General features: G+C 44.7%; 19 protein-coding genes. 4 read left to right on the top strand and 15 right to left on the bottom strand.

Annotated features, from left to right (window positions below):
* Window positions 1–190 precede the first annotated feature (190 nt).
* Entirely contained in the window at window positions 191–1738 is a 1548-nt protein-coding gene (locus tag ACFS5N_RS07745) for an NAD(P)/FAD-dependent oxidoreductase (RefSeq protein WP_377183944.1), read from the top strand.
* Between the two features lie 144 nt (window positions 1739–1882).
* On the top strand, window positions 1883–2359 hold the full coding sequence (locus tag ACFS5N_RS07740) for a DinB family protein (protein WP_377183942.1): 477 nt from the start codon (window positions 1883–1885) through the stop codon (window positions 2357–2359).
* A 142-nt stretch (window positions 2360–2501) separates the two neighbouring features.
* Here the strand turns inward: ACFS5N_RS07740 and ACFS5N_RS07735 are convergent, their stop codons facing one another.
* The 3 genes from ACFS5N_RS07735 to ACFS5N_RS07725 form a co-directional block, all read right to left on the bottom strand.
* On the bottom strand, window positions 2502–2717 hold the full coding sequence (locus ACFS5N_RS07735; protein WP_377183940.1) for a hypothetical protein: 216 nt from the start codon (window positions 2715–2717) through the stop codon (window positions 2502–2504).
* 112 nt (window positions 2718–2829) lie between these two features.
* Complete coding sequence (locus ACFS5N_RS07730; protein WP_377183938.1) at window positions 2830–3273, bottom strand: hypothetical protein; 444 nt, start codon at window positions 3271–3273, stop codon at window positions 2830–2832.
* 11 nt (window positions 3274–3284) lie between these two features.
* Window positions 3285–3845 (bottom strand): RNA polymerase sigma factor, encoded by a 561-nt coding sequence (locus ACFS5N_RS07725; RefSeq protein WP_377183936.1) that lies wholly within the window; start codon window positions 3843–3845, stop codon window positions 3285–3287.
* Between the two features lie 217 nt (window positions 3846–4062).
* Between ACFS5N_RS07725 and ACFS5N_RS07720 the strand changes: the two genes are divergently transcribed.
* Window positions 4063–4428 carry a CoA-binding protein gene (locus tag ACFS5N_RS07720; RefSeq protein WP_377183933.1) on the top strand — a complete coding sequence of 122 codons (366 nt, stop codon included), beginning with the start codon at window positions 4063–4065 and terminating at the stop codon, window positions 4426–4428.
* Window positions 4429–4681: 253 nt separating this feature from the next.
* On the opposite strand, the gene crtD is transcribed toward ACFS5N_RS07720, so the two are convergent.
* The 7 genes from crtD to ACFS5N_RS07685 form a co-directional block, all read right to left on the bottom strand.
* Window positions 4682–6151 (bottom strand): 1-hydroxycarotenoid 3,4-desaturase CrtD, encoded by a 1470-nt coding sequence (gene crtD, locus ACFS5N_RS07715; RefSeq protein ID WP_377183931.1) that lies wholly within the window; start codon window positions 6149–6151, stop codon window positions 4682–4684.
* 301 nt (window positions 6152–6452) lie between these two features.
* Window positions 6453–7007: a type 1 glutamine amidotransferase domain-containing protein gene (locus tag ACFS5N_RS07710; protein ID WP_377183929.1), complete on the bottom strand. Its 555-nt coding sequence runs from the start codon at window positions 7005–7007 to the stop codon at window positions 6453–6455.
* A gap of 257 nt (window positions 7008–7264) precedes the next feature.
* On the bottom strand, window positions 7265–7702 hold the full coding sequence (locus tag ACFS5N_RS07705) for a cupin domain-containing protein (RefSeq protein ID WP_377183927.1): 438 nt from the start codon (window positions 7700–7702) through the stop codon (window positions 7265–7267).
* A 136-nt stretch (window positions 7703–7838) separates the two neighbouring features.
* The gene (gene recN, locus ACFS5N_RS07700) at window positions 7839–9530 is read right to left on the bottom strand and encodes a DNA repair protein RecN (protein ID WP_377183925.1); all 1692 of its coding nucleotides are present in this window, start codon (window positions 9528–9530) and stop codon (window positions 7839–7841) included.
* A gap of 272 nt (window positions 9531–9802) precedes the next feature.
* Complete coding sequence (locus ACFS5N_RS07695) at window positions 9803–11860, bottom strand: M56 family metallopeptidase (protein WP_377183923.1); 2058 nt, start codon at window positions 11858–11860, stop codon at window positions 9803–9805.
* Window positions 11861–11994: 134 nt separating this feature from the next.
* The gene (locus tag ACFS5N_RS07690; protein WP_377183921.1) at window positions 11995–12363 is read right to left on the bottom strand and encodes a BlaI/MecI/CopY family transcriptional regulator; all 369 of its coding nucleotides are present in this window, start codon (window positions 12361–12363) and stop codon (window positions 11995–11997) included.
* A gap of 567 nt (window positions 12364–12930) precedes the next feature.
* Complete coding sequence (locus tag ACFS5N_RS07685) at window positions 12931–14658, bottom strand: reverse transcriptase/maturase family protein (RefSeq protein WP_377183919.1); 1728 nt, start codon at window positions 14656–14658, stop codon at window positions 12931–12933.
* 202 nt (window positions 14659–14860) lie between these two features.
* Between ACFS5N_RS07685 and ACFS5N_RS07680 the strand changes: the two genes are divergently transcribed.
* Complete coding sequence (locus ACFS5N_RS07680; RefSeq protein ID WP_377183917.1) at window positions 14861–15853, top strand: BT4734/BF3469 family protein; 993 nt, start codon at window positions 14861–14863, stop codon at window positions 15851–15853.
* A gap of 750 nt (window positions 15854–16603) precedes the next feature.
* Here the strand turns inward: ACFS5N_RS07680 and porD are convergent.
* The 5 genes from porD to ACFS5N_RS07655 all read right to left on the bottom strand — a co-directional run bounded on the left by porD (window position 16604) and on the right by ACFS5N_RS07655 (window position 21138).
* Window positions 16604–17503, bottom strand: a complete 900-nt coding sequence (porD, locus tag ACFS5N_RS07675; RefSeq protein ID WP_377183915.1) for a type IX secretion system protein PorD — start codon at window positions 17501–17503, stop codon at window positions 16604–16606.
* Complete coding sequence (coaBC, locus tag ACFS5N_RS07670; protein WP_377183913.1) at window positions 17500–18705, bottom strand: bifunctional phosphopantothenoylcysteine decarboxylase/phosphopantothenate--cysteine ligase CoaBC; 1206 nt, start codon at window positions 18703–18705, stop codon at window positions 17500–17502. The genes porD and coaBC overlap by 4 nt, the downstream gene beginning before the upstream one ends.
* Window positions 18706–18889: 184 nt before the next feature.
* The gene (locus ACFS5N_RS07665) at window positions 18890–19237 is read right to left on the bottom strand and encodes a DNA-directed RNA polymerase subunit omega (RefSeq protein ID WP_377183911.1); all 348 of its coding nucleotides are present in this window, start codon (window positions 19235–19237) and stop codon (window positions 18890–18892) included.
* A gap of 13 nt (window positions 19238–19250) precedes the next feature.
* Complete coding sequence (locus ACFS5N_RS07660) at window positions 19251–20180, bottom strand: outer membrane protein assembly factor BamD (protein WP_377183909.1); 930 nt, start codon at window positions 20178–20180, stop codon at window positions 19251–19253.
* 304 nt (window positions 20181–20484) lie between these two features.
* Window positions 20485–21138, bottom strand: a complete 654-nt coding sequence (locus ACFS5N_RS07655) for an NAD-dependent epimerase/dehydratase family protein (RefSeq protein ID WP_377183907.1) — start codon at window positions 21136–21138, stop codon at window positions 20485–20487.
* Between the last annotated feature and the right edge of the window lie 652 nt (window positions 21139–21790).

Genomic DNA, 21790 nt, shown 5'->3' with positions numbered 1-21790 from the left:
TTAAAATAAGGTGTGCGGCGAATTTACGAATTATAACAAATAAACTGTAATACAGTAATGTCACAATGTTATTTGGAACTGTTATAAATTGATAAGGTTAAGAAATAAACCGGTAAAAAGGTATTAGGCTTTCTTAAACAAGTGTTATTATCTTTGCAGCTCATCCCGGATAAAAACCGGGCGTTATATCATGATCAAAGAAATTGAAATAGTTTGCCCGCCCGGGCAACAGGATGATCGGGAAGTTTTGAAAAAGCTTTCAGCATTGGCCCTGCATATTTCCCCGCAAAAAATTAATGCAGTACACGTTTATAAACGCTCAATAGATGCGCGCGGACGGCGTGTGCTTTACCGCATGCAGGTTAAGGTGTATGTAGATGAGATTTATCAGCCTGAAATTTATACGCAGCAATACCCCAATGTTAAAGAGGCTAAACCGGTAATTATTGTCGGTGCCGGCCCGGCGGGATTGTTTGCAGCTTTGCAATGTATAGAAATAGGGTTAAAGCCGATTGTGCTGGAGCGTGGTAAACCGGTAAAAGAGCGCCGGCGCGATCTGGCCAACATTAACAAACAGGGGATGGTTAACCCTGAAAGTAACTATTGCTTTGGCGAGGGTGGCGCCGGCACTTACTCAGATGGTAAGCTGTATACCCGCTCAACCAAACGCGGCGACGTGAACGCCGTGCTTAAAACTTTTGTGGCACACGGCGCATCTGAAGATATATTGGTTGATGCCCGCCCGCACATAGGTACTAATAAATTGCCGCAGATCATCACCGCTATCCGCGAGACGATATTGAATGCCGGCGGCGAGGTATTATTCGATGCCAAAGTAACGGGCTTACTGGCCGATTTTGGCAAGATACAAGGGGTGCGCTTAGCATCTGGAGATACCATAAGGGCCAATGCCGTGATTCTGGCAACCGGCCACTCGGCGCGTGATGTTTTTGAAATACTGCACCGGCAGAATATTTTGATTGAGGCCAAGCCTTTTGCTTTGGGCGTACGCATTGAACATCCGCAGGAAATTATTGACCGGGCACAATACCACTGCGAGCATCGCGGACCTGACCTGCCGCCGTCTTACTATAACCTGGTGGAGCAGGTAGATGGCCGCGGCGTGTTCTCTTTTTGCATGTGCCCTGGCGGTATCATAGCCCCTTGCGCTACCGAACATGAAGAAATTGTAGTGAACGGCTGGAGTCCGTCCAAACGCAACAACCCCTTTGCCAACTCGGGCACGGTTGTGCAAATCAATCTTGAAGACGTAAAAGGCGACAATGCCGACCCGTTCAAGATGCTGAATTTTCAGCATAGCATTGAGCAGGTGGCCTATCATGCAGGCGGCGGCAAACTGGTGGCACCGGCTCAGCGTATGGTTGATTTTGTGAATGGAAAACTATCTGCCGATCTGCCGCAAAACTCTTACCTGCCCGGTACTAAAAGCGTTGAGTTAAAAGAAGTGTTGCCCGACTGGATCAATGACCGCTTACGCAATGCCCTGCCTGTTTTTGGTAAAAAAATGAAAGGCTATTTTACTAATGAGGCCATTTTGGTAGGGGTAGAGTCGCGCACATCATCGCCCGTAAAAATACCGAGAGATAAAGAGACTATGCAGCACCCCCAGATACAGGGTTTGTTTCCATGCGGCGAAGGAGCCGGTTATGCCGGTGGAATTATTTCGGCAGCTATTGATGGGATTAATTGTGCGGTGGCAGCCTCACGGGTGATTTAAATTACAACCGTCATGCTGAACTTGTTTCAGCATCCCATCAGAAAGGCTAGCCGCTTTTTACTTAGCATGTGGGATGCCGAAACAAGTTCGGCATGACGTGGTTGACTTAATAACAATTTGTACTTTCATCTTTCTATATAACTCATGACCACATCCGAATACCTTCAACAGCAACTCGAAAAAGCATTATCAGGCCAACCCTGGTATGGCGACTCAATCTATACCATTTTAGACAAGGTAACCTTTGAAAGTGCCTATGAGCGGGTTGGCGATGCACATACCATCATCGAGATTATTATGCACATGGTAAGCTGGACCGAAGAGGTGATAGACCGCCTTAATGAAAAGCCTGCCTCGTTACCTGTGAGCGGCAACTGGCCTCATCCCGGCGACCCTGATGAAGAAAAATGGAAAATGTGGATTGATGACCTGAAGCTGGTGAACGTTAACCTGATTAAAACCATCCGCGATTTCGCTGAAGATAAATGGGAGGAGCCGGTTATTGACGAGCGTGAAGATGAACCGGTTACCACTTATCAGGAAACTGTTTTAGGCTTTATTCAGCATCAGATCTATCATGCCGGGCAAATAGCCATTTTACTGCGGATTATAAACGGGTGATAAATATTCTTTACTTAAGTTGTCATTTCGAACGTAGTGAGAAATCTATACACACGCTAAGCGTGGTGGGAATGTCAATGTATAGATCTCTCACTTATCGTTCGAGATGACATATTTATTAGCTGTTTAGGCGACTAAAAGTTTAATACTCCAGCTCGGTACAGCTGAAACCGGCATTAGCCATTAATGTCTCGATATATCTTGGCGACAGGTCGTTTGATACTACCCGCAAAATTTTATCACAATCTTCCAGATCAATGTTCCAGTCTTTAATGGATGAAACAGCAGATAGTACCGGTTGTACTTTACTTACCTGTTCATGCTTGGCTACGTTGGTTGAAAATATGAGTACGTTCATAACTTGTGTTGTAAGTTTAGTGGAAGATTAATTTGTCATACTGGGCAAAGCGAAGGATCTTATACGCTTTGATAAGATCCTTCGCTTTGCTCAGGATGACAAGTGTATTAGGTTACTCGTCAGTCTTCTTTTCCTGGCCTTCGTTTTCAAACTCGTCCCAGGCTTGTTTAAAAGGGTGGTCGCCATGATGCCCGCCCCAGGGGCCGCAGTTAGCACGATCACGCATTTTTTGCTTGAATTTCTCTTTTTGTTCAGGCGTCATGCTACGAAAGCGTTCCTGCATTTTTTGGCGCATCCAGGGGTTACCTCCCCATGGGTTGCCGCCCCAGGGATTACCGCCCCATGGGTTACCCCGGCGCCCTTTTCCAAAGCCAAACAGTATTTTGCACAATACAAATATGCCCATGGCCTGCCAGAAGGTAATCACACCAACGTGTAGAATGTCTGGTAATAAATTGTTCCAAAGCTGCATCACCACAAAGCTGATGAGCGATAAGAAGGCCGCTACCGCGATAGGTATAAAAATAAAACGGCCCTTATAAAATATTCTTTTCATGTCTTTAATTTTTAATTTGTTATAATCTCCTGATATAATTGCTGCAACCTGTCCCTTAAATGCAATACCGCGTATCGTTTGCGCGATACCAGGGTATTTACATTTACACCCGTCATCTCAGATATTTCCTGAAAGGTCATATCGTCCATTTCCTGCCATATGAAAACCTGCTTTTGTTCTTCAGGCAATTCATCCAATGCAGTGAATAACTGCTCCCAAAACAGGTTACGCATATACTCGGTTTCGGGAGTTGTTTCCTCGGGCATCAGCAAGTCGGCAAATACCGAGGTGTCGGTATCTTCGTCGTCGCCGGTGCTAAACAGGTCGTCAAGTAAGCTTTCTGATTTCTTTTTATGCTTGTCGGTGATTTTATTCCTTGCCACTTTATACAGCCAGGCGCCTGTCTGCTCAATTGGTTCAGAATTTACCAGTGCGCTAAACTGGTACCACACATCCTGCAGAATGTCTTCAGCATCGGCATCATTTTTTACCCTTTTGCGGATAAAACCGAGCAAGTTTTTACCATACGCCTTTATGGCGCTTAATACATGGTGGTTCTTTTCCTCGGACATTAATGATGTAGCTATCAACTTTTTACTTGTTTAAAGGTAAAGACGAATCACACCTGAAAACATTTTAAAAAAATTTAATTATTTTTTATGATGCTGTTTTGACGGTAAAAATGTCCTGTTATTACAGCTTGGCAAAATATTTGAATGTAAATGTTCGGCCCTCCCCATGGTTTGAGGCGAGCGATAAAGTTGATGATCGGGAGGGCCTTTTATAATTATGGCTGATAAAAAAACATTAATACTCGGCGCTACCCCCAATGCGGGTCGTTACGCTTACCTGGCGGCTAACCGCCTTAAAAGCCACGGGCATAGCATTGTTAACGTCGGACTAAAAAGCGGCGAAGTAGCAGGTGTTAAAATCGAGAAGCCCGAAGAAATTCATCATGATATTGATACGATAACGCTGTATGTTGGTCCGCAAAACCAGCCACCGTTATACGACTATATTTTGGCCACCAAACCCAAACGCATCATTTTTAATCCGGGTACTGAGAACGCAGAGCTGCAAAAATTGGCTGATGCCGAAGGGATTGAGACACAGTACGCTTGTACGCTGGTTTTGCTTTCAATAGGAGAGTATTGAGGCCCCTGGCGCTCTAAATGGGAAATTATAAAAGAGGGCTGTCACCCTGAGCTTGTCGAAGGGCGTGGAAAGGCCTTTGCCCGCCAATGCTTCGACAAGCTCAGCATGACAAAAGGTAAAAAAGGGGATTTGTCATCCTGAACGTAGTGAAGGATCTTATATGCTCAGCAAAAGGGCTGTCACCCTGAGCTTGTCGAAGGGCGTGCGCTGGCCTTTGCCCGCTTCGACGGGCTCAGCATGACAAGGCTCTATCTCACCCCACCAATTCACTCACAATCTTTGCAGACAGCAGGCACAACGGTATCCCGCCGCCCGGGTGCACGCTACCCCCGCAGAAATACAGATTCTTTATTTTGGCCGATTGATTGGCATGGCGCATAAAAGCCGCGTATTTGCTGTTTGATGATGTGCCGTAGATTGATCCCTGATAGGATGATGTTTTACTTTCAATACCGCGCGGGTCCAAAATACTTTCAGTGACAATCAGTTCGCCTACATTTTCATTTAACTGGCCGGATAGTTTGGCCAGGATATTTTTGCGCGCCTCGTCTACCAGCGTATCCCAATCCTGGCCGGTGTTGGCTGGTACATTGATCATTACAAACCAGTTTTCACAGCCTGGAGGCGCATCTTTTTCGTTGAGTTTTGAGGTGATATTAATATAAACCGTCGGGTCGTGATAAATAGTTTTTTGCTGCCAGATGTGATCGAACTCGGCTTTGTAATCGGCACTGAAAAATATGTTGTGCAGATCAAGCCTGTCAAACTTTTTATTCATCCCCCAATAAAACACCAATGCCGAGCTGCTGCGCTCTTGCTGTAATATTTTCTGCGGATGGAGCTCGGGTTTATCTTTTAACAGCTTTTTGTAAGTAAACCAAATGTCCATGTTTGATATCACAATATCCGCGGGTATCTCAACGCCTTTTACTGTAATACTTGTAACCTTGTCGCCTTCAAGCAAGATCTTGTCAACCGGCATATTGTATTTAAACCCAACGCCCAGCTCAGTTGCCAATTTAACCAGCGAGGCGGTGACGCTGTACATCCCCCCGGTAGGAAAATAGGCGCCATAATGCTGTTCCAGGTGCGGGATGACATTTAGCGTAGCCGGTGCTGCGTACGGGTTTGAGCCATTGTAAGTTGCATACCGGTCGTAAAACTGAATCATGCGCTTATCTTTAAATAAGCTTTTATTAGCCTCGTGCATAGTGTCGCCAGTGCCCAGCTTTCTTAAGCTCACGAGCGCTTTAAACCCGGCTTTGGTTAGCAAGGCTTTAAAACGGAAGGGTTTTTCTAAAAACACCGGGTTGGTGAGTTCGTAAATAACCCGGCTGTTGGCGGCTTGTTTTTCGAGTGATATTGTGGGCTCATTAGTTCGTGCTGAGACTTCATCTGTAAATTTTGCACGATCTGCATAGGCCGTTAATTCGGTTTTATCCTCATAAAAATATTTGCAGATCACGTCCAGCTTTTGATACTCAAAATATTTAGATGGCTCTTTACCGGCCAGTTCAAAAAGCTCATTAATGTATTGCGGCATAGTGAGCAGGCTTGGCCCGGCATCAAACCGGAAGCCGTTTTGTTCAACCTCGCTCAATTTACCACCTGGCGTAGCATTCGCCTCGAAAACCTCAACAGCATAACCTTTCAAAGCCAGCCTGATAGCCGCCGCAATACCCGCTATACCCGCACCAATAATTACCGCTTTTTTGGATGACATGCCGCAAATTTAATAATTAGCGGATTGACAAGACGGTTTATAGGTGTTCGTCCGAAAAAGAAGTAAGCAAAAAGAAACGGCCGGACACCTTGACCTTACTGATTAATCCCCTCCCCACGGGAGGGGTGCGGATGCCATAAGCGTAAAGGCAGGGAGGGGTTTCATAGCCATGCGAATAGGATAAACCCCTCCCCGCCCTCCCCGAGAAGGGAATCGCGCTATCCCCTTGCTTTTGATTTCATCCCGCAAAAAAAGCCCGCGCAAACTGCTACGGGCCCCACTATTGTTGTAAATGAAAATTTTATGCGTCGCTGTGTACGCCTTCTGCTATTTCTTCGATCATTTTTTTGTTGAAGGCGGGTAGGTCATCGGGTTTTCTGCTGGTTATTAAGCCGTTATCCACTACCACTTCCTCGTCAACCCATTCGGCACCGGCATTTTTTAAGTCGGTTTGTAACGATGGGTATGAGGTGAGCTTTCTGCCTTTCAACATGCCGGTCTCAATCAGCGTTTGCGGGCCGTGGCATATTGCTGCTACCGGCTTACCTTCGTTCAGAAATGCTGATGCAAAGGCTACCGCTTCTTTATTTTGGCGCAGCTTATCAGGATTCAAAACACCGCCGGGCAGTACCAGCGCATCATAATCGTCGGGGTTAGCCTCTGACAGTGTTTTCGTAACATCAACCTCAATACCCCAATCGGTATGGTCCCATGCCTTGATGCTGCCGCCTTTAGGCGAAATAATCTCGACTGTTGCGCCGGCATCTTTCAAAGCCTCCACAGGGCTGGTTAACTCCACTTGCTCAAATCCTTCTTCGGTGAGTACTGCTACTCTTTTATTATCCAGGGTTGCCATAATGTTTTTCTTTAAAGTTTATATAAAGAGTACAGGCAGGAACCAACTTGGTTTGTAAAATTTGAAAATAGGCGGGAAAAGGCCGGCCCGTGCGATTCCCTCCCCGGGAGGGGCAGGGAGGGGTTTATCTGATTTACAAAGCGGCGAAACCCCTCCCCGCCTTTACACTCTTACCAGCCGCACCCCTCCCGAGGGAGGGATGTATTTAACGTGAGACTTACGAAGTTTCTCAAACTTTGTAAGTTTGAAAAGCATATTCATTTATTCTCATAAACAATCAGCATGGTCAAATCCTCATTACCGGCGGGTTTAATACCATGATGGCTGCCTGGCAAAGTCAAAATAGCGTCGCCGGTGATTACGGGTATGGTTTTGCCGTTCATTTGCAGCTCGCCGTTACCGTTCAGGATGTAATAGATCTCCTGTTCTTCCTGCAGGTGATAACCGATTGACGAACCTGGATGCAATATCCGCTTGCGGAAAGTAACCTTATTACCCTTAAAGCTTTTAAAAAACGGATAGGCCGTGCTCTTACCCCCGCCATTATGCGGGCCGACATCTTCCGTCGCAATATCTTTTTCGTGGTCGAGGATGTAGCCATTATCTTGCTGTTTGAACGTAAAAGCCGCCAGTGTGAGCAGCGAGAACGCTATTATAGTGATCAGGAAAGTTGGAAGGTGGAAGTTGAGTTTCATGATTGAGGATGTTTTTTAATCAATGGATCGTCATGCCGAACTTGTTTCGGCATCCCACACGCCAAGCAAGCGGTGACCTGTATGATGGGATGCTGAAACAAGTTCAGCATGACGTGCTTTTTTAGTATTCCCCCTTTCAGGGGGTTAGGCGGCTAAGCAACTCCCTGGCATTTTGCAGAGCGCTCTCGCCAATGTTATCTCCGCTCAGCATTTTGGCAATCTCCTGTACGCGTTCATTAGGGCTAAGTTGTTTAATGCGGGTGCGGGTGGTATCGGCGTCATCATCTTTATAAACAAAGTAATGGCTCCGGCCCTTGCTGGCAATTTGAGGTAGGTGTGTAATGGTAATCACCTGCAGGTTGGCCGCCAGTTGCTCCATGATCTGCCCCACTTTGTTGGCTACCTCGCCGGATACACCGGTGTCTATCTCGTCAAAAATAATCGTTGGCAGGGCGGTGTTTTTAGCGGTGAGCGATTTAATGCTCAGCATCAGCCGCGACAGCTCACCACCCGAGGCTACCTTGCTCATTTCGGCCAGAACATGCCCCTTGTTGGCGCTGAACAGGAAGCGTACCGCATCGGAGCCGTTATCGCCCAAACCCGCTGAAGCAGCGTTACGGCTGCTTTCATGCAGTGGCGACAGCTCGATTTTTAACGCCGAATTACCCATGCCCATCTCGGCCAAGGTGCTTAATACTTCGGCTTCAATAGTGGGTATGGCTTTCTGGCGATTGGCTGTTAATTGCCCGGCCAGTTGCTCTAATTCTTTTTTATCTGCCGATAGTTGCTGTTGCAATTTCTCAATTGCTTCGTCACCAAAAACGGCTTGTTGTATTTTGTCTGACAGCTCGTCCTGCAAAGTCAAAAGCTCCTGGTTGCTGCTAACGCGATGTTTCTTTTGCAGGTTATAGATGATGCTCAGTCGCTCATTTACTTCGGCGCCGCGAGCCTCGTCGGTAGTGGTGCGTTGCTCCAGGTTTTCAATTTCGGCGGCAATATCTTTCAGTTCGATGATGGCGCTGTTCATACGTTCCTGCAACTCCTCGATCTGCGGATTAAACTTAGCCAGCGATCCTAACTGGTGAGCCGCCTCTTTTAACTGAGCCAGCGCCGAGGCTTCGCTATCCTGCATGAGGTAGTTAGCGCTAAGCAGGTTGCGCTTTATTTCTTCGGCGTTGTTTAGGGCGTATAGTTCCTGTTCGAGTAACTCCTGTTCGTCGGCCGCCAGACCAGCTTTCTCCAGCTCATCAAACTGAAACTGGTAATAGTCCAGGTCGGCTTTGGCTTTGTCGCTTTCTGCTATCAGTTGCTGTAGTTTGGCGGTTGCCTTTTTATAGGCGCGAAATTTAGTTTGATAATCACTCAGTAAATCCGGGTGCTTGGCTACCGAGTCTACCACCAATAACTGAAACAGCGGGTCATTGATCTCCATTGTAGCGTGTTGCGAGTGGATGTCGATCAGCCTTTCGCCCAATAATTTCATGGCGTTCAGGTTTACCGGCGTATCGTTCACAAAAGCGCGCGACTTGCCATCGGCGGAAATTTCCCTGCGTAAAACCGTTTCGGCTTCGTAATCCAGATCGTTATCCTCAAAAAAATCTTTCAGGTGGAAGTCGGCAATCCGGAACGTCCCCTCGATAACACACTTTTTTTGCTGATTAAAAAAATACCTGCCCTCGGCCCGCTGACCCAATATCAGCGACAGCGCACCCAGTATGATCGACTTACCCGCGCCGGTTTCGCCCGTCATGATGTTGAGGCCCTTGTCAAAGCCAATCTCCAGGTTATCAATGAGTGCGTAGTTACTTATACTGAGTTTTTGAAGCATACAGGTATCTATGGTGGTATGAGGCTAAATTACAAAATACTTCATCACCCCGCAGCCACAAAACAAAAAAGAGGGGATGGCCCCTCTTTCGTACTAACTAACTAAAAACTGATTGATGTGGATTAAAGATTGAAGATTAAAGATTGAAGATTAAAGGTTTGGCTGGCTTACACTGATCAACTAATCACTGACCAACCAATCTCTAGTCTTCAAACTTGTCCGTCCGCTTAGGTGCCGTGACAAAACGGACAAGGCGGACAAACTTCAGGCCCTTAGCAGTTTCTGATCACCTTATTGAAAAAGTTAAAGCCGTTTTGGTTATAGCTCACCATTTGTGCGTCTTGCTCTTTCTGATCGGCTTTTTCTGCCTGCTTGGCTTTCTCTTCCTCTTGCTTAGCTTTTTGCTCGGCTTTGCCTGCCTTGGCTTTTTCTTCTAAAGATCGGAGCTCGCGTTTAATAGCCTCTTTATTACGAGCCTTGTCGGCTTTGGCTTTTTCCTTTACTACAGCTTTATCAGAGTCTGACATATTTTCCCAGCCTTTGCCCATATCTTCCATACTTTTTATAAAAGCCGGGTCTGAGTATTGTTTGGTCATGTCCTCAATACTTTTCAGAAACTCAGGGCTTTCATAGTATTTAGTCATATCTTCAATACTTTTCTTAAACTCAGGGCTGTCGTAGTACTTAGCCATTTCCTCTACGCTCTTTTTAAACTTAGGCGAACTGAATTGTTTGGTAAATGCTTCAGTGTGCTTCTCAAAATCCTCGCGGCTGCTCATATGACTAACCATATCCTCCACACTCTTCTTAAACTTCGGGCTGCTGTAATAGCTCGTCATTTTTTCAATATGCTTCTTAAACTCCGGCGAGTTAAACTGTTTGGCCATCTTCTCGCTGTTTTTGGTCATGGCTTCTACCTGGTGTTTCCAGGCATCGCTTTTATAATAGTCAACCATGGCCTTAAACTTCATGGTGTCGGCAGGGGCCATGCTGAAGGCGCCGAAAGCTCCTTTATTAAACAGCGCATCCTTATCGCCGGCAGGCAAATCATTAACCGAGTTGTATTCGGTTTTAACACCGTTCTCGTCCTCAACCACAATTTTATATTTCTTTTTGCTGGTATCGGCTGCCGATGCGTTTTGAGCAGCATTGCTTAGGTATTTAATACTCAGGTGTTTTTTATGGTGCGATGGCACAGCAGGCGGCGCAGGTGCAGCCGGAGGCTCAGGCGCAGTAATAGCCTTAGCAATCATGCGTATAGCCGGTGCGTTTTTGATGACCACTTTGCCATCTTTAATTTCAGGATTAAGCCAGGCAATGCTGCTGATGCTGAAGGTAAGCGCCAGCAGTGTAATAAGCACCGGGCGTATATTTACGGTATGTGTTTTAGTTTTCATGATACGTTCAATTCGGTTTAATAATGCATACTTTTTGGTAGACGCGGCAAGGGCCAGTTGCCATTGGTATTGTTTATTCTCCTCGAGTTTTAACAGCGCTTGTGCGTATATAAAAGGGCTGCCGGTTGCGCGCACAACCATATCGTCGCAGCAGTTTTCGCGCTCTTCGTTAATCACCCTGCCAACCAGCCTGGCAAAGGGGTTAAAAAACAACAGGATGCTAATAACCTGCTGTATAAAGTTTAACAGATAATCGTGACGCTTAACATGGGCCAGCTCATGCAGCAGCACAGCCTCCACCTCGTCGGTAGTGAGGTGGCAGGTAATAGCTACCGGCATCAGGATGATGGGCTTAACAAAACCGGTTACACAAGGCACATCCACCCACTCGCTAAAAGCAGCCTGTACCTTATCATTCAGTTGCAGCGTTTTGCTTAGCCGTTTAATGGTGCCGGCAAAACCGGCATCGCTAATGTTTTGCCTAATGCGGTAAATGTTGTTCCAGGCCAGCGTAAGCCGCAGGGCATTAAATACCACGCCTACAACGTAAATCATCGTCAGCCAGGGCATATATTCGGCAATACCGAAGTACAATTTATTGGCCGGGACGGCAATATCACTCATTGATGGCGGCAAAGCCAGCGGCGAAACCCTGAGCGCCGTGGTGGACAGCCAGTTGTATTGGTTAAGCTCTTTAAAAAGCGTCGCCACAAACCAGCCCAGCATAAAAACCAGCGCGCCGTAGCCCACCCAGTATTTTACCACCGCACTGCGGCCCGGAAAAGCCAGCACAAACAACCTCAAAACAATAAACACAATAAGCCCCTGCCACAGCGAGTGGACAATGGTGATGCCTAAAACCTGGCTCATGTTGTACAATAGATTTTGCATGGTTATGTTCTTTAAGTCCATGGTCCATAGTCGATGGTCCATGGTTGGTTTGTTTAAGTCCATGGTCCATAGTCAATGGCCCATGGTGTTTTGCTGATTAATTTAGGTTGTAAATCGCATCGACAACGGACCTTAGACCAAGTACTATGGACTATGGCCCATCGACCATGGACTCACTAATTCTCAAACTGTTTCAAATACTGCTTAATCGCATCAATCTCGTCAGACGATGCTTTGTGTTTGCCCAGCGCCTGGATAACCAAACTGCCGGTCGATCCCTTAAAAACCGTATCCATCAGCTTGTCAAGCGCGCTGGTTTGCGCCTGCTCCCGGGTAATCAACGCACGGTAGACGTGGGTTTTGGTGGTGGTGTCGCGCTCCACCAAGCCCTTGTCGGCCATTATCTGCATTAATTTTAGGGTGGTAGTATAACCGGCATCCTTGTTTTGGGATAGCTCCTCATGCACGTCGCGAACGGTACATCGGCCCAATTTCCAGATCACCTGTAAAATCTCTAACTCGCTTTCTGTCGGTTTCAGTTCCATGTCAATTTCTCTTCTTCTACGAATATCTTCGTACAAAGATGTACGATGTTTTTCGTAGATGCAAGAAAAATTGAAAATTTTTTTTAGTGAGTGGTGGAGGGTGAACGGTGAGTGGTGCGTTATGCCTTTTACGTTGGGCGCGGGATTGCGCCATAGGTTCCCCTCTTTGAGAGGGCAGGGGTGTGTTTAACCACGCGACAAGCAACTAATCACTCATCAATCAATCTCTGATTACAATAACGGCGTTTCCGTCGACTGACGGACCGGGCTGTCCATTCATACGCCTGCAAGGCCTTAGGCGCGTGCCTGCGCCGACGCCCCACAGCGGCCGGTATCCATTACCATCCCTAACGCAAAAGGGTGTCCGCCAGGAAAAGAGATGAGACAAAAAGAAACAGTCGGGCCAGCCGCTAATTACCGCACTACTTAATGCATCACTCTCCATCACGTCATTGCGAGCGTAGCGTGGCAATCTCTGGGTATGCTAGGTTGAAAAGGCACAAGTAACCTTTGCGCTCTGGCTTGCCCGACATACTTGCGCCAGTATGGGGAAAGTATAATCAATATTTATTTTAAGAACCCATGATAACTAAAAGGATGTCCGAAAAATATAGGCTTCAAATTATCATCTTTATTTTCCGTTTCTTTTATTAAATGCGATAATCTTTTTTTGAAGTATCTTAATTTTTTGTATCTATTTCTATCAAGAAATCTGCACTGGCTTTTCGATACAGGATTCATAGTTAAACACTGAAAACCATTTGTCCAACATAATCCATTTTTTGCTGTTCTGTAGTTATGTAATTTCACTCTCCCTACAGACATCGAGATGAGGCGATTTTTCAGAGCATAAGTTTGTTGACGCTTCGATTTTCTTGAGTTTTCGTTAATTTCATGCTTTGTTTTATCAGAGATATTTAAAGCTTTAAGAACTTCTTTTACTTCTGCTTTCTGTTTTAATGCTTCTTTTTTTATTGATTTTTTTCTTACTCGTATGGCTCCATCAAACCGGATTTGATATCCCACGAACCCTAGCCAAGGAACGTTTCTTTTATCTAAGGAAGCACGAGCCCAATGGTAAGGTCGCTTAGATTTCTTCTTCCAAAAGCCTTCGCCATATTGCAAAATAAATTCAGGTTTGTGCATTAATAAATTCAAAGACGAAACTTTTTGTTCATATCTGTTTAGTGCAGCAGTGCAAAGACTTTCGTCAGTATGCAATAATATCATGTCATCACAGAATCGTAAATATAACAACTCGTTATCCTTAGGACTGCCATCTACCTCTTCGTCAACATCATGTAATACCATATTTGCAATAAGGCACGATAATGCTCCTCCTTGAGGCACCCCGATATTTTCGTCATTAATGTCTGTATATAACTTTTTTAGTTGTTCGATAGGCCATTCAAACCTCCCATTCGGAATTTTGAAGGGAATGAAATAATCAGTATCGTTTTTAACAAACACATCTTTATTAAATGTATATGATGCTAAGTATTGATGAAATATTTTTATAGCTCTATCGTCAATTGTGCTTCCGCTATTAGTAACTTTTAATGCAAATTTCTCTAACGCAGATTTGATAACCCTGTGGTTTATTGCGTCAAAAAACTTTTCTAGATCAGCTTCGGCGACGTAAATACTTTGCTTGGATCTTTGCTTTCTATATTTCAAGATTTGCTCGATTGTGTGATGGTGGTTTTTCAATTCGGCAATTCTAGAAGAACGAAATGCATACGAACAATTGTGAAGATGAGGGTCGAATTTATCCGTTAAATATCTTGCCGTAAAACTTATTAGTATACGATCTTCAAGGGTATAGATAGAAATAGGTCGGCAAATCTTGCAAGCCGGAGAATTTTCCTTTTTGATTGGTTTAATAACCGGGCGATTTAGATGCTGGGAATCTGGGTCTTTTGCTTGCCTTTGTATCTTTTCAATAAACCGTTGGAGATTGAGATACCATTGGGGAGGAATTAACTCCTTTTGTTGCACATTTAAATGGGTAGTAATTATAGTCTTGTATAACGACTGTATCCTAATGTTATGAGTATTATCAATTTTTTTTCTTGATACCAAATTTGGTCGAACCCAGGTTCGGCGTGGGGGGAATAAATCTTCTAAATTAAGATCAGTCTTTTTTTTACTCTCAAGTAATAAAAGGGATTTGGGATGTAAACTAATATCTCTGAGTAAATGATATTTGTGTATCGTTTTGGCTTGTTTCAAACGATATTTACACAGTATTTTTATGATAGCCTTAGCGGAAAAATATCCTTCGTAGTTGGGCATAAAGCTAAGAGTAGTTGGTTTAGATTAATATAACAAATACTGACATAATCATGTGTATTGCGGCTTTATTATCCGGAAGCTCAACACACAAAAGCTATTTTTTCGACCTTTCGATCTATCTTGCGAGTCCGCCTAAATTTAATGAATCTTTCGATCCACTCTTCTCTACTCTTAGCAGTGCTAATGTATTATATTTGTTTATATGAACCAAATAGAAGGTCTTATTATTTCAAGCTATTCTAATAAAACTTCTAAAGAAAACATCAAAATTTCACTATTAGAAGAATTAATTCGGATAAAAGAAGGGTATGTAAAAGCTGAAATAGACTACTGTAGACAGTTATTGACCGATGGACGAATAAATGAATATAAAGAAGCGAAAGCAACTTTACCAGGCGTTACATTTAGTGGAACATTTAATGGAGCTCATAAGGCAGAAAACCTTCTTAGCTATTCAAAACTGCTAATAATTGATATTGACGGATTAAATCTCTCAGAAATTGACGAAATCAAAAGACAACTTTTTGCGGACTCCTATGTTGCCGCTGTTTGGTTGTCTCCTTCAAATAATGGTCTTAAAGTCCTTTTTAGTACTGATTCGACTCCTGATGTTCATAAAATATATTTTGGTGAAATATGCCGCTATGTAAAGGAAAACTTTAACATTGATGTAGATAGAAGCGGCAGTGATACTGGTAGAATTTGTTTCACTTCTTTTGACCCAGATATTTTGATAAAGAATTCATGTGCCTCATTTTCTGTTGATTTAGCACAAATAGAATCTAGATTCAAATTTTCCAAGACCGCAGCCAAGTCCGATATCAAAATAACCGATGAAAAAATCGACAAATTACTTTTCTTCGCCACTGAAGGAAAAAACAAAAAGCGCGATAGAGAAACTATTGTGAAGATTATTAATTACTTAAAGTTGAAGCGTATTTCTATTACTGAAGGATATGATGATTGGTTTCGCGTAGGTTTAGCAATTGCTAATACTTTTACATATGATATCGGTAAGAAATATTATTTGGATTTATGTGAGTTAGATGGTTATCGGCATGACGAATACAAAAGCATAAATTTATTAGAGCAATGTTATCGTAATCGAATTATCAACGAAGTAACTTTTAGTACGATTTTTTATTTAGCGGAACAAAAAGGTTTTAAAATTCCCGTAACAAGGATGTACAATTAATCTAAGCTCCGCCCATGTTGGTGTTGTCCCCCAACTGGCGCGAGTATGCAGCGTCGGCAAGTGGGCGGCGTACTCGTGACTTTCTCGTGCTCTGCCCTGCGCAGCATACTCGCGCCAGGATAAGGTTTTCTCAACTTGGCGCAAGAATGTCAGGTAAAGCCTGAGCGCAAAGGTCACTTCCGCTCGTCTAGGTATTGTCACCACACGTACCTAAATGCTAAACAAGTACAAAGCCCAACCCCTGTTGTTGGTGACAACACCAACAACGGCCCGGCAGCATACACCATGTGCGCCTTTATTTAACTAAGCCATCAAAGTTTATGGCATACCTAAGTAATTTATGCATGTTTCACTCTTGGTGTTTCACTCCTTTTTCGCGGATAGTACAAAAATGCTATAAGTATTTTATTGCTAGGTAGTTATGAGGGTCGGTTAAAGTATTACTACTGTTTCAAAGTGTTTCACTCTTTTTTGTTAACTATTTGATTATCAATGATAAGACTAAAAAAGGTGTTTCAAAGTGTTTCATATTTTTGTGAAACAGTAAGGGGTGGTAATATCGCTTGGTTAACCCTTCCCTTCCCCTCCCGTGGGTAAGGAGTCGCGCAGGGGCTGTCGCGCATTAATTGTTCCTTATCCGCAGATCGTCACGCTCGTACCTCGCTCACGATGACGCGGTGCGGAAATGGTCAATTACGTATAACGTCAAACGTACTACGTCCAACCAATCTCTAATCAACTAATCTCTATTTACTGTTTCTGCAACTCCTGGTACTTGATGCCGTTGGCAGGGTCGGCCTGGGTAAATATGTTGAGGGCGGCTATGCGCGGTTGGGGCTCGGTGTGGGCGTATATGGATACCAGCTCGTCGGCCTTGGCGGTGAAGAACACCAGGGGCAGCATGGCGCCAATACGCTGCCGGTCGAGCCGGGCCAGCACGGGCAGCTGCTCAGATATGGCCTTGCGCGCTTTGGCGGGGTTGTCGGCCATCAGGTCGAGGCCATTGCGGTGATAGTCGTATATAAAGCTGCGCAGCGGGGCGTACAGCTTGTTGTTCAGGTTTTCGATGAGCCAGTAGCGGTTGGTATTGCTGTCAAAGGCTTTCCAACCTTTATAGGGCGAGGTTTGCGCGTTGGTAACCACGGCCTGCGCCAGGTTGTAGTAATAGGTGCCGCCCATGCGCGAGAAGCTGTCGTTGTCCATACCGGCAATCACGTAGGCATAAAAGGCCATTACCGAGGCCAGGTTGGAGGTAAAGCTCTGGTCGGAGTAGTCGATAGTTTGCCCCTCGGTATAGCTAAACTCAAAGTCCTTGTCGTTTACGCTAAGCAGGGTGGTGTTGTAGTTTGAGCCGTACACAGGCCGCAGCGACTGCACCTGCAGCTCGCCGGTAAAGTTGGCGCCGCCGTCCCACGAGGTTATGTTGAGCACAAAGTTACAGTCGATACGCTCTTGCGGCTGCACGGGCTCGGCCAGCCATTTGTGGCCGTTCAAAAAGTCTTTCATCGCCGTCTCCAGCGACTGGAAGATGCGTTTATTGGTAGTCTGTATCTTGGGCGCCAGCACGCTCACACGGGCATTCAAATCCTGCGCCTGCACGGCCCCCAAGGTCATACACAGCAGGATGATATAGAGGCCCACTGTTTTCATTGACGGAGTAAAGATATGGCCTTTTGGCAAATGTCGGCAGCAACCTCGTCTTTAGTTTTCAGGTCGAACGCGGTTTTTTGCAGGTCGCGGTCAATAATGGTGACTTTGTTGGTATCGACGGCAAAGCCGGCCCCGGCGTCGCCCAATGAGTTGAGCACAATGAAGTCGAGGTTTTTAGCTTGCAGCTTGGCTATGGCGTTCTGCTCTTCGTTATTGGTCTCAAGGGCAAAACCCACCAGCAGCTGGCCTTCGCGCTTATGCTCGCCCAGGTATTTTAATATGTCGACGGTCTTTTTAGTCTCAATAGTGAGCGACTCGCCGCCTTGTTTCTTTATCTTTTGCGTTGCGACGTTGATGGGGGTATAGTCTGCCACGGCAGCGCTCATAATGAAGATGCGGCTGTCGGCATAGTGCTCCTGGCAGGCTTCCAGCATTTCGGCTGCCGAGGTAACGTCAATGCGCTTAACCGCCCGCTGTTTACTTTTTTGTGCCGATGGACCTGATACCAGGGTAACGTCGGCACCCAGTCGCGCCAGTTCATCCGCGATAGCAAACCCCATTTTACCCGATGAATGGTTGCCGATAAACCGCACCGGGTCAATAGCCTCATAGGTAGGCCCGGCGGTAACCAGGGCTTTAATGTTTACCAAAGGAAGTTTTTGGCGAATATCGGCAGTAATAAAGTCGACGATATCCTCAGGCTCGGCCATGCGGCCCTCGCCATGCAGCCCGCTGGCCAGTTCGCCGCTGCCGGGGGCTATCATGATATTGCCGAAGCCCAGTAGGGTTTGGATATTGCTTTTGGTACTGGTGTGCTTCCACATGTCCAGATCCATAGCCGGGGCAAAGTACACCGGGCACTTAGCCGACAGGTAAACGGCGGTAAGCAGATTGTCAACCAGCCCGGTTGCCATTTTAGCCAGGGTATTGGCGCTGGCCGGGGCAATGATCATCAAATCGGCCCACAAGCCCAGCTCGACGTGGTTGTTCCACTCGCCGGTTTCGGGGACAAAATACTCGGTGAGTGCGGGGTTTTTGGATAGGGTGGCCAGCGTAAGCGGAGTGATAAAATTGGTAGCATCGGCCGTCATCACCACCTGCACGTTGGCGCCGGCCTTAACCAGCAGCCTAACCAGCAAAGCCGACTTATACGCAGCAATGCTGCCACATACGCCTAATACTACATTTTTACCTTCAAGCATCTGGTTAAGTCAAAAGTCAAAATTAAAAATTCAAAAAGAACTTAGCTAATTTCGATAAATATAAAAAGTCAAACCCGGGATGATGACAGAATTCAAAATTTAATGACTCAAACCGCCTTAAATAAAAAAAGTCAAAAGGCTGTTGAGCTTTTTGACTTTTGGATTTTGACTTTTAAATTTTGAATTATAAAGATTGCTCTTCTTTATTCGGGTTGCGGTGGTATACTTTACCGTCTAAAAATTCCTGAACTGCAACCAAGGTTGGTTTAGGCAGTTTCTCGTAATATTTAGAGATTTCGATTTGCTCACGGTTCTCGAAAATTTCTTCCAGATTGTCGTTTGATGAAGCAAACTCAGAAAGTTTAGCATGCAACTCCTCTTTAACATTGTTTGAGATCTGGTTGGCACGTTTGCCAATAATAACCAGCGACTCATAAATGTTTCCGGTTGTCTGATCTAACTCGCGCAGGTCGCGGGTTACGGTGCTGCTTGCCACGGCAGGTTTGTTTGCATTATTTTGATTGTTACTCATATTCTTTTTTCCTTTATGGATTTACTTTTTTATGAATGTCAGTTGCTTCTGAATGTTGTTGTATAAATACCGAGTCTTTACGTGCCAGTCGGCGGGCAAGTTTCTCGTCTTCTTTGGCCGCAGCTAAGACACGTTTAGCCTGGGCTATACCGGCCTGGCTGTCTTTACGCAATTGCTGTGCCTGTACGGTGTAAGCGCTTTTAGGGTATTTGTCAAAGAAATTATCAGCCGACTCAATAGTAGCTGTATAACGTTCTTCCTGTTTATACTCCTGGCTTTGATGCGCAAATTCATATTGAGCCTTAATGGTCAAAAACTCCATCTCTTCGGCATATTTAGTATCCGGATAGTCGCGCAGCACATTACCAAACGCAATAACTGCCGCCTGGTTTTCGCCAATGGTTAAATAAAGCTTGGCGTTAGCATAAGCCTTGGTTTCTAAACGGTCGCGTAAGTCTTGAATCAGTTTGCTGGCTTCGGCAACCCTGTCGCTTTTTGGATAAAGGTTGATAAACAGCTGCAGCTTCTCAATACATTTATAGGTATTTTCCTGATCTAATGAATAAGCAGGCGCGTCAAGGTAATAGCAATATGCTGTCAGAAAGCGGGCCTCTTCAGCTCGTGGGTCAGACGGATAAGAGGTAGCAAACTCATTAAAATGATAAGCTGCCGAAGTGTAATCTTTCAGCTTATAGTTGGCCATAGCGTTCAGATAAAACAAATCTGTAGCGCCATCAGTACCGCGATAACGCGAAAGCAGGGTTTCAAACAAGCCTAATGCCTTGGCATATTCCTTCTTGTCATATAACCGCTTACCTTCCTGGAATTTTTTAGCATTATCGTTACTTGCTTTAAGCTTTTCGTATTTACTGCGACAGCCAACATCGGCAAGCAATAATAGTATCAATAAGCCGGCAAATAGCGAGGTTTGTTTTTTAAACATTTTGCAAAGATAACGAATATTATAAATCAGTCAATTATTTATTTAGCGTGGCTAATATATAAGGAGTACATTACTATTATATTAAAGCAGGCGGATATTTAACATCTTTTAACCTTTAATATTGCCAAGCAGGTTTCCAAAAGTATACTGCGGTTCATACCCCAGGTAACGGGCGGCTTTTGAACTGTCATAAACCCGGTCAATACTTGCAGGGAATTGCCAGTTGTTATTATTATATATATAGACAGCCTCGGGGTAGTATTTTAAAATGGTTTTTGTGGGATGATGTTTGAGGTCGTGCAGATCATCTTACAAAAGGGGAACCGCTGGATATATTAAAGATCTCGAATTGCTCAAAGTAGATATCCAGGGCTAGTCGTAAAGCTTCAGCGCCATCGCGTGGGTCCAGTCCGCGATACAGCCGATGGTTCAGCATCAGGTTATCATCCTCAGGCAAAAAACGGGCTACGCGATACACGGAAGTTTGTAATCCCTCCTTATAAAAGAAATCGCGGCATAGTTGCTCGGCGCTTTGTTTGGTGATGTCATAGATGTCACGCGGTTGTTCCCGCAATTGCTCGTCAATCCAAACAGCCCGATCGGGGTTAACCATTGCATCGCCATATATAGAAGTAGTGCTGATATATAGAAACTTTTTGATACCGTTTTGGGCGCAGGCGTTTAACAGGTTTAGCGTGCCTGTTATGTTATTGTATACAAAGGCCTCGCGCGAAAACCCCAGTTCATAATGCTTGCCATGCAATGCAGCGGTATGTATTATGGCATCGAACCCCTTGTAAACAGCTAGTACTTTATCTTTATCGGCAATGTCCAAAAGCTCGTCAGTAGTATCTGCTGTCGCGATATCAATGCCATAAACCATATGCCCATGCTTTTTAAGGTGATTTACAGTAACTGATCCTAATTGTCCTGAAGAACCGGTAACGAGTATTTTCATAGCATTCAAAGATATCTAATAATATATATAGTGAAGATGGCGGGTGTCCGACTGTTTCAACCTGTTAGAAAAACCGAACGGACGAACAGGAACAGTAATTAGATATGGATGATTAATTGCGGATGAGTATATAAGCATAAATAACAGCGTTGTTCGGCTGTCCGATCTGTCCGGGGGAAATTGCGGACGGACATTATTATTGACAGGTTAAAAAGGTACTGAACCCGAATAATAGCTTTTGTTTGATTTAGTGGTTCATTTTTTCATACTGATTTGCAGTGTTTTAATAAATAACGGTGTTTTTTTAGCATGATTCATTTGCATGAGTTAAAACTATGCGTACCTTTGCAGCCCGCAAATAAGGAAAGCGGGACGCTCTTTAAAAGGTTAAAACAAAAGCAAAATTATTAAAAATAAGATTTGCGAATAACAAAAAAGGTAACTACCTTTGCAGCCCGCAAACGCCGAAAGGTTTAGGGGTTGTAGAATTGAAAGGAAGGGGGGTTGAAAAGAATGAGGGTAGTAATAGCCGAATGCTTAAAACCGGGAAACGAGAGGCTCAGAAATTATTTTAAATAATTTTTGCGAAAGAGTAAAAAGTTTCTACCTTTGCAGTCCCAAAACGACGGGGCTTGAAAAAGCGAAAAGGCTG

It is taken from the genome of Mucilaginibacter ximonensis (assembly GCF_042686265.1).
Classification (GTDB): Bacteria; Bacteroidota; Bacteroidia; order Sphingobacteriales; family Sphingobacteriaceae; genus Mucilaginibacter; species Mucilaginibacter ximonensis.
This window is presented reverse-complemented; position numbering and strand designations above follow the sequence as displayed.

Coding starts and splice junctions, on each gene's coding strand:
- ACFS5N_RS07745 (WP_377183944.1), top strand. CDS start 191: ATGATCAAAGAAATTGAAATAGTTTGCCCGCCCGGGCAACAGGATGAT.
- ACFS5N_RS07740 (WP_377183942.1), top strand. CDS start 1,883: ATGACCACATCCGAATACCTTCAACAGCAACTCGAAAAAGCATTATCA.
- ACFS5N_RS07735 (WP_377183940.1), bottom strand. CDS start 2,717: ATGAACGTACTCATATTTTCAACCAACGTAGCCAAGCATGAACAGGTA.
- ACFS5N_RS07730 (WP_377183938.1), bottom strand. CDS start 3,273: ATGAAAAGAATATTTTATAAGGGCCGTTTTATTTTTATACCTATCGCG.
- ACFS5N_RS07725 (WP_377183936.1), bottom strand. CDS start 3,845: ATGTCCGAGGAAAAGAACCACCATGTATTAAGCGCCATAAAGGCGTAT.
- ACFS5N_RS07720 (WP_377183933.1), top strand. CDS start 4,063: ATGGCTGATAAAAAAACATTAATACTCGGCGCTACCCCCAATGCGGGT.
- crtD (WP_377183931.1), bottom strand. CDS start 6,151: ATGTCATCCAAAAAAGCGGTAATTATTGGTGCGGGTATAGCGGGTATT.
- ACFS5N_RS07710 (WP_377183929.1), bottom strand. CDS start 7,007: ATGGCAACCCTGGATAATAAAAGAGTAGCAGTACTCACCGAAGAAGGA.
- ACFS5N_RS07705 (WP_377183927.1), bottom strand. CDS start 7,702: ATGAAACTCAACTTCCACCTTCCAACTTTCCTGATCACTATAATAGCG.
- recN (WP_377183925.1), bottom strand. CDS start 9,530: ATGCTTCAAAAACTCAGTATAAGTAACTACGCACTCATTGATAACCTG.
- ACFS5N_RS07695 (WP_377183923.1), bottom strand. CDS start 11,860: ATGGACCATCGACTATGGACCATGGACTTAAAGAACATAACCATGCAA.
- ACFS5N_RS07690 (WP_377183921.1), bottom strand. CDS start 12,363: ATGGAACTGAAACCGACAGAAAGCGAGTTAGAGATTTTACAGGTGATC.
- ACFS5N_RS07685 (WP_377183919.1), bottom strand. CDS start 14,658: ATGCCCAACTACGAAGGATATTTTTCCGCTAAGGCTATCATAAAAATA.
- ACFS5N_RS07680 (WP_377183917.1), top strand. CDS start 14,861: ATGAACCAAATAGAAGGTCTTATTATTTCAAGCTATTCTAATAAAACT.
- porD (WP_377183915.1), bottom strand. CDS start 17,503: ATGAAAACAGTGGGCCTCTATATCATCCTGCTGTGTATGACCTTGGGG.
- coaBC (WP_377183913.1), bottom strand. CDS start 18,705: ATGCTTGAAGGTAAAAATGTAGTATTAGGCGTATGTGGCAGCATTGCT.
- ACFS5N_RS07665 (WP_377183911.1), bottom strand. CDS start 19,237: ATGAGTAACAATCAAAATAATGCAAACAAACCTGCCGTGGCAAGCAGC.
- ACFS5N_RS07660 (WP_377183909.1), bottom strand. CDS start 20,180: ATGTTTAAAAAACAAACCTCGCTATTTGCCGGCTTATTGATACTATTA.
- ACFS5N_RS07655 (WP_377183907.1), bottom strand. CDS start 21,138: ATGAAAATACTCGTTACCGGTTCTTCAGGACAATTAGGATCAGTTACT.